Raw genomic sequence first — 13,505 nt, forward strand, 5'->3', positions numbered from 1 at the left:
TTGGCATCAATCAGAGCGCCTCAACGATGGTTACATTGGCGACACCTCCCGCCTCGCACATTGTCTGCAACCCCCAGCGCTTGCCTCTCGCATGAAGCGCGTTGATCAGGGTCGCCATCAGCTTTGTTCCCGACGCTCCCAGCGGGTGGCCGAGAGCTATGGCGCCGCCATTGACGTTGAGTTTTTCGGGATCGCCGCCGATCTCCTTCAGCCACGTCAGTGGCACTTGTGCAAAGGCTTCATTGACTTCATAGAGGTCGATGTCGCCGATTGACATGCCAGTACGCAGCAAGGCCTTGCGGGTCGCATTAACCGGCTCTTCCAGCATGATGACTGGATCGCCCGCGGTCACTGTCAGGTCATGGATACGCGCAATTGGGGTCAGGTTGAACTCCTTGAGTGCACGCTGACTTACTACCAGCGCGGCGCTCGCCCCGTCGCAAACCTGGCTGGCATTGGCAGCTGAAACAACACCACCTTCGCGCATAGGTTTGACTGACGAGATTGCCTCAAGCGTCGCATCCATCCGTACGCCTTCGTCGACCCTGTGCAATTCACCACCTACATCGATAGGCACGATTTCGTCGTCGAATGCGCCAGACTCGATGGCGGCCGCAGCCTTGTGGTGGCTTTCCAGCGCAAAGCGGTCGAGCGCCTCTCGGTTGAATCCATGCTTGTGCGCGAGCAGTTCGGCCCCTTCGAATTGGCTGAACTGCGTTGTACGGTTGTAACGTTCCTTGCCGCGCGGGCTCAGCGGGCCGGTGCCTATCCCTTCCTTCTCGTGCAGGGAGAAGTTCGAGAACATCGGCACCCGGGTCATGCTCTCGACACCTGCCGCGATCACCACATCCTGGGTTCCAGACATTACGGCCTGCGCCGCAAACTGCAGCGATTGCTGCGATGATCCGCACTGGCGGTCGACCGCCACCCCGGGTGTCGTCGAAGGCAATCGCGAGGCAAGGATCGCATTGCGCGGAAAAGCAAAGCACTGTTCGCCGGCTTGCATGACGCAGCCAAGAATGACATCGTCGATCGCCTTCGGATCGAGCGAAGCATTGCGGTCGATCAGAGCGTTGAACATTTCGGCAGCGAGGTCAGCGGGATGCCAATTGGCGAGCTTTCCGTTTCGCTTGCCACCAGCCGTGCGGACAGCGTCAACGATATAGGCTTCGGTCATTCTAGTCCCTCACATGCGATGGCCGTCGCCGGTCTCGGCACCAGGTGGCCCGGCGGAGCAGCATTCGACGGGGTGAATAGGTCCATGCCTGCGCGTTCGGCCAAAACAAAAGTATGGGGCCGAACGCCGGTCGAACTGGAAAAGTAGGCGTGACGACAAATCTAGGAGAGTGGTGATGCAAGGCACGGCAGCAATCTTGCGCGAACCGAACCAGCCTTTTTCAATCGAAACAGTGCAATTCGATCCGCCGCGCGCTGGCGAAGTGCTCATCCGGATCCGCGCGGTAGGCATCTGCCATACGGACATGGTTTTCGCCTCTGGCGCGATGGGATCACCCTTTCCCCTGATCCTCGGGCACGAAGGCGCGGGTGTGGTCGAAGCGGTTGGCGAAGGGGTGACCAAGGTCCGGCCCGGCCAGAAGGTTCTGCTGACTTTCAATTCGTGTGGGCAGTGCAGCCAGTGCCACAGCGGCGATCCGGCCTATTGCCAGGACTTCGTTGCGCTAAACTTTGCCTGCGTCCGGTCCGATGGCAGCTCGTGCGTCCACCAAGATGCTGGCCAGGTATCGGCCCGATTCTTCGGGCAATCGTCATTCGCCTCGCACGCCATTGCCGACGAGCGCAATGTGATTGCCCTGCCGGAAAATGCCGATCTTGCCAGCTTTGCGCCGCTCGGTTGCGGTATCCAGACCGGGGTTGGCGCAGTGCTGCGCTCGCTCAAGGCGCAGGCCGGATCGAACCTGGTCGTCCTGGGGGGCGGCGCCGTGGGCCTGAGCGCCGTGCTGGGCGGCAAGATCGCGGGCTGTTCGAAGATCATCATGATCGAACCGCAGGAGGCCAGGAGGCAACTGGCGCTCGAACTCGGCGCGGACCATGCCATCGATCCGGCTACGGGCGACACTGCCGAACAGGTCAGGGCCATCCTCCCGCAAGGCGCGAACAACGTGGTCGACACCAGCGGCAATGTCGGGGCGATTTCCGCCGCGCTAGGCATGCTGGCGCCGCACGGCGCGTTGGGCCTGGTCGGAGTGCCCGGCAGCCTCGATGCGGCGCTGCCACTGCCGATCGTGCCGGCCATTACCTATGGCTACACGATCAAGGGGATTATCGAAGGCGACAGCGATCCCGATACCTTCCTGCCCGAACTGATCGCGCTGCACGCTGCCGGAAAGCTACCGATCGAGCGGTTCTCGACCATCTACCCGTTCGACCAGATCAACCAGGCGATTGCCGACAGCCATTCCGGCAAATGCGTCAAGGCAATCCTTGAACTCCCGGCTTGAAGGAACCTGACTGTGACCCAAGACATCCTGACCATGACGATCGGCGGCAAGGCTGCATCGTCCGCTAACAGCCTCGATGTGTGCAACCCGGCGACCGGACAGGTCTTCGCCGCTGTGCCAGATGCCGGAGCGGCAGAGCTTGAATCGGCCATCACCGCGGCCCGCAGCGCCTTCCCCGCCTGGCGTGACACGGCCTGGGCCGACCGCGCGGCAATCGTCAACCGGATCGGCGAGACTATCGCTGCCAACGCCGCGGAACTGGCTGCCATGCTCACCCGCGAGCAGGGCAAGCCGGCGGAGCAGGCCCAGTTCGAGGTCATGGCCGCCGCGCAGTGGTGTCAGGCAACCGCCAGCCTGACCCTGCCCGACCGCGAGATCGAGGCCGGGCCGGGCCGCCGCCAGGTCACCCGCTATGTCCCGATCGGGGTGGTGGCCGGGATTTCGCCGTGGAATTTTCCGGTCGTGCTGTCGATCTGGAAGATCGCGCCTGCCTTGCTGGCCGGCAATACCCTGGTCCTGAAGCCTTCGCCGTTCACGCCGATGACCGTGCTGCGGATTGGCGAACTGGTGCGAGACTTCGTGCCTGCCGGGGTGCTCAACATTATCACCGGCGGCGATGCACTGGGGCCGCTGATGACGGCGCACCCGGGTTTCGACAAGGTCAGCTTCACCGGCTCGACCGCGACCGGGCGCAGGGTGATGGCAAGTGCGGCGCCGGCGCTCAAGCGGCTGACACTGGAGCTGGGCGGTAACGATGCCGCCATCGTCATGCCTGACGTGAACGTTCCTGAAACGGCTGAAAAGCTGTTCTGGTCGGCCTTCACCAATAGCGGGCAGGTCTGCGTCGCCACCAAGCGGGCTTATGTCCACAATGACATCTACGATGCGTTCCGCGATGAACTGGCAAAGCTTGCCCAGGCCGTGCCGATGGGTGACGGTAGCCAGCAAGGGAACGCGCTTGGGCCGATCCAGAACAAGCCGCAGTACGACCGCGTCAAGGGCTTGCTCGCCGATTGCGAAGCGAACGGTTACCGGCTGCTCCAGGGAGAAGCCCCTCAAGGCGAGGGCTTCTTTGTTCCGGTCACTTTGGTCGACAATCCGCCCGAGGACAGCCGCATTGTCCAAGAAGAGCAGTTCGGTCCCATCCTCCCGCTTGTGCGCTTCACCGATGTGGAAGACGCCCTCGCCAAGGCCAACAACACCGACATGGGCCTGGCCGGAACGGTCTGGTCCGCCGACACGGACGCAGCCATTCGGATCGCTGAACGGATGGACACAGGCAACGTCTGGATCAACGAAGGACTCGCCCTATCACCTTTCGCAGCCTTCGGCGGGCGCAAGCAATCGGGCATGGGGGTGGAGAATGGGATCGAGGGATTGATGGCCTATACCGATCCAAAGACCTTCCTTGTTACAAAATAGATCAGCAACATCTGGTAGGAATTACGTCACTTTGAACCAGCGATGATGGCGGTATGTAAATCTGCTATGCAGCTGCAACGGTCGTCGCGCAGCACTTCTCCAATTTCGCTCTTAGCCTGTTGCCGTTAGACCGGCTATCAAGAACTTAGCTCGCGTGCGTGCCCATGCGTGCGAAGCCGTCGGCAAACCCCGCCACAAGATTGCCAATGAAATGCGGCAGGCATCGCGAGACCTCGCTTCGTGCTGCGCGCCGAGCGACCTAAAGACGGCGACAGGATTGTCAGACGCCCCCCTTCTGGGGAGTCCAAGACCCCGCCGTCAGGCCATGGACGGGGAAGCGGGCCTTTGGCGCCCGCGGCAGGAAGAATGTCTCGCCAGCAACGCGCAAGATCGCGCAGCAGTGGCTAGAGAAACTTTGATGCCATCGACCGATTGGCCGCATTTGCAAGTCCTGGAAGAGCGCGAGTAAGCTCGACGAGTGATTCATTGCCTTCGCAGATTTCATCGTCGACCGTGGCCAAGGCAAAGCGCCAAGCCCCAGCATCGATCATTAGTCACGTTGCGTGAAAGAATCACCGGTTCCATGGAGGCTGAGTAACCTCAGCGACGCTTGAATGTGCTGCTACCTAGAAAGCTACCTAGCGCGTGAGCGCCATATCCCGCAGCGTCGATGTGCGGCAGTAACTAATTGAAACTCATCAACCGCCCCGGGATTGCCGGAGGCCCTAACTCCTGAGAGGAAGGGCCTACGATGAGTAAGACAACGAACAAATTCGCACCTGAGGTTCGCGCACGTGCGGTACGGATGGTCCTGGATCACGAAGGCGATCATCCATCACGGTGGGCAGCCATCGTGTCGATCGCGGCGAAGATCGGCTGCGTTCCGCAGACGCTTCATGAGTGGGTGAAGAAGGTCGAGGTCGATAGCGGCAAGCGCGCCGGTGTACCGACCGAGATGGCTGATCGCCTCAAGTCCCTTGAGCGCGAGAACCGCGAGTTGCGCCAGGCCAACGAGATACTGCGCAAGGCATCAGCATATTTTGCCCAGGCGGAGCTCGACCGCCCGTTCAGGCGATGACTGCCTTCATTGACGAGCATCGTGAGGTTTATGGGGTCGAGCCGATCTGCCGGGTTCTGCCGATCGCCCCATCCACTTACCACGAGCGTGTCGCTCAGCGACGGGACCCAGAGCGGCTGTCAGATCGTGCCCGGCGCGATCGGGACCTCAAGCCCGAGGTGGTCCGCGTTTTTGCGGAGAACTTCGGCGTTTACGGGGTGCGCAAGGTCTGGCGACAGATGAATCGCGAGGGCTTCGCCGTCGCGCGATGCACTATTGAGCGGTTGATGCGCGACCTGGGCCTGCAGGGTGTAATCCGGGGCAAGCCGGTGCGCACGACGATCAGCGATAAAGCCGCGCCTTGCCCGCTCGATCAGGTGAACCGGCAGTTCCATGCGCCGGCGCCCAATATGCTCTGGGTGTCGGACTTTATGCCACGCTCGAATGGGTCGACTGGTTCAACAACAGGCGGCTGCTGGAGCCCATCGGCAATATCCCGCCCGCCGAAGCCGAAGAACGATATTATGCCATGCAGGACGACGTCTCCATGGCTGCGTAACTTAAACCAAATGGCCTCCGGCAGTCCCGGGGCGGTTCAGTTCCCCCTCCGCGGCGATGCACGCACGGCGCACCTCAGCATCCCTCCGCGGCCGCGTCTATCAACCGAACTTCGGGGCAAAATTGGCAGCCCGTTCCATAACCGGGAGGCGTTGTCAGATGTCGTAATCGGAACAAATCGCTGCCAGTTGCTCTTGGACGTCCGGATGGTCAACGGCGCGTTCAAACATGCGGGCGATCGGAGGCAATCTCGGGGCCTCCCTCAGCCGAACCTGTCCGTCCGGCCTCCGGACGTAAAGGCGCCGAAGTTTTTGCGGGCCCTCTTTAAGCCACGTGACAAGCTCGCGGGCAGTGACTGCGTCCTCGCGCCGTGGCTGCTGCATGGGCGGCCAAAACCTTCCGTCGTCTCTGGCGATTGCTGGTGCAGGAACCGCCAACGATAAAGGTTCGATAACGGCGGCTAACGTCTGCATGTCATTTTCAATCTTTGCGTCGGCAACGTGCGCCTTATTGAGCTCGGCGGTGAGCCAGCGGTTCACCTTGTCGATCTTGTTCGGATCGCGCAGATAGCTGCAGATGAGGTGCGTAGTGTCCGACGTCGCGTCGCCTCGGCGGATGATGGTCTCCAACTGCCTGATTGCATCCTCGCGATTACTGATCGCTTGACGAAGCGCTTTCTGTTCATCGGCAGAGAAAGCATCCATTTCGAACCCGATAACGCTTGTTGAGCGCTCCGCCTTCGGCCGCGCTTGGGGACGTGAAGCAGTAGGTAAAGATCGGATCATCTCATCATAGAAGCGTCGTGCGATCGCAAGCCGGAGCTCCGCCCAACGCAGGGCGTTCGCCCGATCGTCGGAATATTTGGCAATATATTCGTCGTGCGCTCGTATGAAGTAGCCTTCAGCTCTGCGCAATTCACTGATCGTCGCCTCAGGCTTCAGGCCGGGATTGCGCAAGATCTTGCGGAGCTCGGTAAACGCCGGTCCATTCAGGTGCTGGCCCGCGAACAGGGTTTCGATCGTGACGGTTTCATCACTCGCTCGAGCGGCTTGGGTGATAGCGGCTTCAAGCTCGCGCGCTAATTTTTCCATCTGTGCACAGTGCGCCGTCAAACTTTCAGCGATTACGCGCGCCATGGCCTCGGCAAGCAAGTTTTTCATGATTATCTCCTTGCTTGGTCGGTAGGGTGGAGCCCCGGTGAACGACGAGCCATTCTGTCGCTGATAAGGCACGCTTCGTCGTCAATACCGGACTTTCAAGCTCGTTGTTCCGATTCAAATTGGTGCGTAGATATTACAACGGACATTTGAATATCCAAAGACCGGATATTGGAAGGGTTTCGTCGCCACAGAGATCGGGTATCGTTGCAAACCGGATAGTATCTGAAGCGGATATTTTATCATATTGAGCGTTATCCGATTCGAGTTCAAAATCTCTTATCTAAATATCTTTCGGAATATCTGTAATGTATCCAGAATATCTCAGTAAGATATCGAGAATATATCGGGAGTAACTTATTATTTTTTGCGCAATAGGCTAACCTCCCATTCTTCGATTGTGGAAGTTAGCAGCAACATGATATCCTTCGGATTAGGAAGGTCGGTTTCGCTCGGGACTTCCCGAGCGGGCGCCTGCCGCGGGCTGGTAGGACGGGCACAGCCCGCCTTTGGAAGCGTGGACTGGAGATCATGGATCCGATCGGAACTTTTCGCAGGCGCGCAGCAAAGCGGATCATCCGCGACTTGCCGCTCGACCTTGCGGAGACGGAACTCGATGATCCGTTGGGGCTCCTGCGCGGCAAGGTCCGAGCGAGCCTTGATTCCGCGCAGCGCTGGGAGCGCGGGAAAGCAGCTCCCGCCCGGCGCGCCTGGTTCGGCATTCCTTGCGTGCCGGACATATCGCGGCTGACGAGCGCGGCGGGGGAGCGGAGCTTCCACCTGGCGCGTAACGTAATCCGCGAGCGGTCGGCGGCCGCCTTCGATGATTATGCGACCGGTAAGATCGGCGATGCGAATGCGGAGCCAGAGCTGGCGGCAGAGGAGCGGCCCGCTGCGACGTTCGACCGCTACACACAGGATCATGGCCATGACGATCGCCAGATCCTCATCACGACGCTCGATCCGGATCCGGTCAAGCGAGCCAGGCAGTGGGACGCGGTCGAAGCGCATGAGTTTGGGCGGCGCAAGAATAAATCCGCCGGACCGCCGCGTCTCAACATCAGATATGAACGCGCGCCTGAGTTTCTGGCGGGCGCTGCGCGTCACAAGGATTGTCCGGAAGGTTTGCGTGGCATCCTCACCGCCGAGCAGAGGCGGGTGGATGGCGGCAAGGCGCTCGGCAAAAAGCGCCAGTTGGTTGGTGTGCCGTGGATCGATCCGGAGGCGCCTGCCGCGCTGGCGTGGCTCGCGGCGCTGCCCGGCTGGCCCGCTGCGGATCCTCCGGTGAAACTCAGCGAAGGTCGCGGCAGCTATGCAGTCATCGCGGGCGAGGCGGAGCTGCCCGCCGATCTTGGCGGCGCGGCGCACGAGCGCATTCTCGTTGGCGCGAACGCCTGGGTGCAATCGCTCGCCATTTCTGACAGCGGCGATGCTGACGCAAAGCGGGTCGTGCCTGCCCTATTCGTGCGGCATGAACCCGACGCGCTCAACAACCTGACGAACTGGCACCTGCACTTCCAGGTCGGTAAGCGTGCGGTGACCATCGATGACGACGGTGAACTGGCGTTCGACGCCCACGTCGTGCCGCAAATCGCGACCAGCTTCATGAAGCCGTTCCGCTGCGAGATCGCGCGGCTCGTCAACGTCGAACTGAAGGCCACTGACGCTGACTATCGGCTCTCGCCAGAAACCTATGCGAAGATGGGGCTGGACGCGCAAACCATGCGTAAGGTCGGGGGCAAGGCCACCGTGCTCGAACGCGCGGGAGATACGCCTGATGTGTCGCTCGACAATGCAGCAATCGGCTGGGCGCGCGTGCTCGCGCAGCACGTGGCAAAGCGCGATGCGGACTTGGCGGATGCCGATACGGCTTTCGAATTACGCGAAGCGCGTGTGCGCGAAGTCCGCACGTCGGATGAGCGTGATCGCCTTGCGCGGCTCGCGCTCGACCTTCGCGATCGCGAGCATGCCGCGATCCGGCTGCGCGCTGAGGCCGCCGAGATCGAAACGCTGTGCGCTATGGCGCGCAGCCATCCGCGTATCGTTGCGAGATTTGCTCCGGGCTACGCAGACAAGGCGCGGAAGGACGGACACGATACCTATCTGTCGCACGCGTGGACCCGGAGGGGTAACGAAGCCGAAGCCTATCTCGATAAACTCGAACGGGAGTTGGTCGTTGAACAGGCGGCGATGGCCGAGCGCCGCGACCAAGCGATGTTTCTCGAACGCAGCGCCGCCGATCTTCGCGAGCGCCTCGAGCGAGACCTGAGTCTTGCGGTCCAGAATGCAGAGTCGACTCGCGTGATCGACGCAATATTGTCCCGTGAGCCCCGCTCTCAAACCATCCTCGACCCCAATGCGGTGATGCAGCGCATCGCCGAGACGCCGCTCCTACTCAGCGACGTCGACGGACACCTCGTGGTCCTTCCGGCCGACGATCCTCAGGATTTGATCCACGGCGTCGATCTGAATGCCGCGCCCTATCGAAAGCGGCTTCCGGCGATCCGCGATACCCAGCAGAAAGAACTCGCCCAGGTCGGCGCGTTGTTGGCGAAGCGCGGGCCGGCAGGTCTGGATGATGATAATCTCGTCGACAAGAGTGCGTGGCTGCAGACGGCGGTGAGGCGCTGGCGCGATACGCCCGAGATGGGGCGGCGGATCAAATTGCGCGATCTCCGCATTAAGGCAGTCCGTAAAGTCGCGTCAGGCCGCAAACGGGAGGCCGACCAGGAGTTTGCGCTGTCACCGCCCCGCGCGCTCGATCAGCCCTTGCCGACGATGGCATCGCTCGGCGCACGCGGACTGGATATGGTGGGGCTGGGCGAGATCACACCTGGCCGCGAACCGCAGCCGGTGCCGGCATGGCTCTCACCGCGCGCAGAACTGCCGCGAGAATATGATATTTCCGCTCACGAAACTGTTCCCGTCGCGGCGAAGCAGGCGACGACTTTGCGCGATGTTCGCCGTGATGACTATCGTCCCATCCATCACAACGGGCGGGAACAGTTTGCTGATCTGTATGAGCGGCTTGCCGACACCTCAATCAATGGGCCATTTCCCGACAGACCGACCAATGACCAGCTTCAGGCGCTTCGATCGGTGATCGAAACTTATCCTGTTCGCATCGCGCGCTGGCGCGGCGCGCTGCAGATCGATGTGCGCGACGACCCCCGCGACTGGTTCGATACTCCGTATATCCGGGGCACCGCGGGTCAGGACCTGTTGTCCTCGATCGTCGATAAGCGTGTGCAGATGTTCAGGAACCTACCCGATATCGATCCGGCGCGCCGGCCAACGGCTTGGGACGTGGAGCAGAAGCGACGGGCATCTTGGCTTGATCGGCCTGCCACGCACGTCGCGCCGGTGCCTGCCGAATTAATGGACGCCTACCGAGATGCCGATCCTGCCGTGCTGTGGCGTCGTGCGCCTGTCCCTTTTCTGTTCGCGCGGCGTTCGGATGCCGAGGCACCGGACACCGTGGAGACGCTGCGCGACGCCCTCGGGTCTCGCGCCGCGTGGCTGGCGCGGCCCGACATACAAGCCCGGACCCGGGCCGCCTGGTTCGTCCAGCAGGAGACGCGGAGCGATATCCTGCATGATCTTATGGTCGATTCCGGCTTGCGGCCAGCCGCGCCGCTGCGGGCAAACGAAGCGGATCGGTTGCTGCACATGGGCGATCCGCTGCTCGACGAAGAGTGGCTGCTGGTCAAGCGCGGTTCGGTGCGGTTCGATCCGCCGAAGGCGGCGGACCGGTTGAAGCGCGCGTTGGCATCGGCGCGATCCAGCGAGGATATGGCGGCTGCCGCGGCGATCATGGCGTTCGGGATCAAGCGGCGAACTTCGAAACAAAATGCGAAACGGTCGAAGCCATCGAAGGGCCGTCGTCCCTACGATCGCGGGCTGCCCGGCCGAGAGCCCGGCGGGCGCGGACGCTGAAGGCCTCATCGTCAGGAAATCCTGCTCCTTGTATCTACTATCACCCCCAAGACGATGCGAACACCGTTGTGCGTTCCCGTAGTTCCTTCTGGCCGGGATCGCGCGCTCGCATAGAGGATTCCGATTACCCAGAGAAACTTCGCAGCTATATTAAAGATTTATTCATCTCTAGGGTCTATATGCCCGGCACAGTTGCGAACATGCGGCGGGGATAGCATCCCAAGTCGGTGACCTATGAATTTGTGATTCGCGCCAATTTTCGAGCTCCGCATCTGCTGATGCGGGCTTGAATGGCGTTCGAGGTCATGAATGAACCAGCCTAAACATTGCTGCCAAGCAGCCATGGCTTCGCTCGCCGAGCGAGGAAACCATAGCCATGGGAAATGCACATAACACAAAGCAGTCGAATAAATTATCCCTTACATCCCCCGCACTCCCCCGCGGTTCGGATGTCTGGGCGAACGCTTCTCCTTCCGGGCTGTCAGCGGCAAAATTGCCGTTCGGCGGCAAATCGTCGAATTGCATCGGTTCGAAGGTTAGTAGCGGTTCGGCCGGATCGTCAGTCCGCCCGGAGCCTGGAGGCGAAAGTCGTGCTAACCTAATTGTTGAATTGCGCGAAGCGCGCGTATCAAAGGGTTGGTCGCGAAAGGTCATGGCCAAGCATGTCGGAGTGTCGCCCCAGACAATTACGCGGCTCGAAAAGGGTGTCGGCACCGTGTCAACGCTAGTGGCGGTCATGGACTCGACCAATTTTATGCTGACGGGCCTAAGTGCCGGTAAGACGCTGTTCGAAAAGCTCCGCAACACTCGCATCAAACACGAAAAGTCGCTGGAGAATTTGGTTAGGCGAACCGGACTGTCGCACACGGCCATCCTCGACCTCGAAAATGGTGCGGGCTCAGTTGAAGACCTGCTGCGCCTGCTGGCAGCGCTTGCGCCGAGAGCTCGGCGTCAAGCTCCCGCTCGAGCGTATTGGGCGCTGGGTCAGAAGGAAGATCGTGATTCCCGCTTCACCCCGCCAGATTTCATGGACAATATTTATAAAGCGTTTGGCGAAATAGATCTCGATCCATGCGCTCACGAACTCAGCCCTGTCCTGGCGCGCCGTAAGATATTGGCCAGTAGGGGCGGCGACGGACTTAGCCAGACATGGTCAGGGCGTCTCGCTTTCGTCAATCCGCCGTACTCATGTGCTCTGCAGTGGCTACGCCGAGCTCATGAGCAATGGTCAGCTGGCCACGTTGACACCGTTGTGTGCCTCGTTCCGGTCAGAACAGATTCGGCATTTTTCCACGAGGTTTTGAGCTTGGACGCCGATATCTTCTTTCTTAAGGGGCGCGTCAAATTTCTGAAACCGGACGGGACGGCGCAGCAAACGCCCTTCAGCCTTATGGTGTTAACCCTTGGAGCAAACGCAGAACAGCGAGCTCGCTATGCGCAATTAGCAGCCGGATTCTGGTCGCTAAGGCGTCAGCCAAATGACACTGACCTCTAGCGGGAAGGCGTAAACCTCGAAACGAAGCTCAAACCCGGCGAGGGTCTCGATAACGTGCGGTACGCCGCCATCGATACCCTCGCCGGGTCGCATGCGCTGATGATGGGGTTTCTTGTGGAGCTCGCGTTCTTGAGCAAGTGAACGGGGGCGCTGCGTTCGGGGCAGTCTCGCTCAGTCTGAGCCCATTGGCTCCTAGCCTCTAACGACCAAAATAGTCGAAGTGGCGTTCCCAGTTCGCTGTTGGGAAGCGGGCGGCGAGTTCAACCGGCTTAGAATTGATTGTCTAAGTGTCAAAAAGGCCTGCTGCTCAAAATCAAAATCACCCCTGCGGTGAAACCGCAGAACGGCCTCGCATGTCCGCCGGATGGAAAAGCGGAACGCGGCTGCGCGCCCGCCGAACGGTGGAGACGCTGACGCGGGAAGCGAGGAACAGGGTGAAAGGAAAAGAGGCAGGAGTTCTGTCTCGGATCCCTGATCCTCCGAAAGGAGAATATCGTGAACGAATACCAACTTCCCAAATGCCTACAGGTCATCGGTCTGGCGTGCATTCCCGTCAACGACATACCCGACGAGCATCCGGCGCTGGCACGCAGGCCGGTTGCGGCGGCGGTCCTGACGATGGTCGATCAAGATGATGGTCATCGCTGGATCAACACGATATGCGTCTCCGACGCGCGCAAGTCGGAAATCCCATTGCCGCATTTGCTCGACAAGACGCTGTTGCCCAGTGTGGTCCAGATCGCGTCCACGGCCGATCGCATGACGCTGGCGATGGACGCGATGAGCCGGCGCTTCTTCGTCGAGCCGGCTCTTGCAGAACTCTGCTTTGGCGAGACGGCTATCGATCCCGCCGCGATGGGTGAACATGGGTTCGATGAGCGAACAGCGTGCCGTCGTTTCTCGATCCCGATTCCCGAGATCGGCGATGCGGACATCGAGCTTGCCTGGTCGCGCTCGGCGCCGGCGGCAGCCGAAGACCATGCGCTGCGCGTCGCGACCGCACGCCTGATGCTGTGGGCGCATGTCGAGGCGTTCCGCAGCGCGCGACCGGAACCTTTCTTCGAGACGATGCTGGCGCTGCGCGACTGGATCGATGCCAGCGAGTATCTCAAGGCCGCGCTCGCCGATATCGGGAACTCTCGCCCAATCCGCCGTGCAGACTCGTTAGCGCATCATTATCGCGACTATCGACAACGCCTTGCTGCGGGGGACGAGACCGCGAGATGGGTCAGCTTCGAAGACGGGCTGTTCCATGCCTGAGCGAGCGTAACTCGTAAGCCCACCATGGAAAGACAAAATGGCCTCGCTGCTCGGGTCGCGCGAGCAGCGAGGCCTGCGAGCGTGCATATGCACAATGCTTCGCATGCGATGGGCCGCTGTCATGCCCGTCAGGGCACGGTCTAGCGACCAGCGTTAAATAT

7 protein-coding genes, 1 pseudogene and 1 other annotated feature are annotated in these 13,505 nt (G+C 60.9%); of the genes and pseudogenes, 6 read left to right on the forward strand and 2 right to left on the reverse strand.

The genetic code is table 11. The features are described from left to right. Window positions 1-10: 10 nt before the first annotated feature. On the reverse strand, window positions 11-1,177 hold the full coding sequence (locus G9408_RS16090; protein ID WP_168454917.1) for an acetyl-CoA C-acetyltransferase: 1,167 nt from the start codon (window positions 1,175-1,177) through the stop codon (window positions 11-13). A gap of 175 nt (window positions 1,178-1,352) precedes the next feature. On the opposite strand from G9408_RS16090, the gene G9408_RS16095 reads away from it, so the two are divergent. The 3 genes and pseudogenes from G9408_RS16095 to G9408_RS16105 form a co-directional block, all read left to right on the forward strand. Continuing rightward, entirely contained in the window at window positions 1,353-2,459 is a 1,107-nt protein-coding gene (locus tag G9408_RS16095) for an NAD(P)-dependent alcohol dehydrogenase (RefSeq protein WP_168454918.1), read from the forward strand. Window positions 2,460-2,471: 12 nt separating this feature from the next. After that, window positions 2,472-3,881: an aldehyde dehydrogenase family protein gene (locus tag G9408_RS16100; protein WP_328804492.1), complete on the forward strand. Its 1,410-nt coding sequence runs from the start codon at window positions 2,472-2,474 to the stop codon at window positions 3,879-3,881. A gap of 751 nt (window positions 3,882-4,632) precedes the next feature. Next, window positions 4,633-5,369 (forward strand): annotated as a pseudogene (locus G9408_RS16105) (IS3 family transposase); the annotation flags it as partial. Then, window positions 4,914-5,030 (forward strand) — a sequence feature (AL1L pseudoknot). Its footprint overlaps the pseudogene before it by 117 nt. 282 nt (window positions 5,370-5,651) lie before the next feature. Here G9408_RS16105 and G9408_RS16110 read toward each other — a convergent pair. Then, window positions 5,652-6,656, reverse strand: a complete 1,005-nt coding sequence (locus G9408_RS16110) for a hypothetical protein (RefSeq protein WP_168454919.1) — start codon at window positions 6,654-6,656, stop codon at window positions 5,652-5,654. A gap of 528 nt (window positions 6,657-7,184) precedes the next feature. On the opposite strand from G9408_RS16110, the gene G9408_RS16115 reads away from it, so the two are divergent. The 3 genes from G9408_RS16115 (at window position 7,185) to G9408_RS16125 (ending at window position 13,344) form a co-directional block, all read left to right on the forward strand. Next, window positions 7,185-10,589: a hypothetical protein gene (locus G9408_RS16115; protein WP_168454920.1), complete on the forward strand. Its 3,405-nt coding sequence runs from the start codon at window positions 7,185-7,187 to the stop codon at window positions 10,587-10,589. Window positions 10,590-10,965: 376 nt separating this feature from the next. Beyond that, window positions 10,966-12,084 (forward strand): DNA N-6-adenine-methyltransferase, encoded by a 1,119-nt coding sequence (locus G9408_RS16120; protein ID WP_168454921.1) that lies wholly within the window; start codon window positions 10,966-10,968, stop codon window positions 12,082-12,084. 495 nt (window positions 12,085-12,579) lie between these two features. After that, window positions 12,580-13,344, forward strand: coding sequence for a hypothetical protein (locus tag G9408_RS16125; protein WP_168454922.1), 765 nt, complete (start codon window positions 12,580-12,582; stop codon window positions 13,342-13,344). Window positions 13,345-13,505 lie beyond the last annotated feature (161 nt).

The sequence above is a fragment of the Sphingopyxis microcysteis genome (genome assembly GCF_012274265.1).
Lineage (GTDB): Bacteria > Pseudomonadota > Alphaproteobacteria > Sphingomonadales > Sphingomonadaceae > Sphingopyxis > Sphingopyxis microcysteis.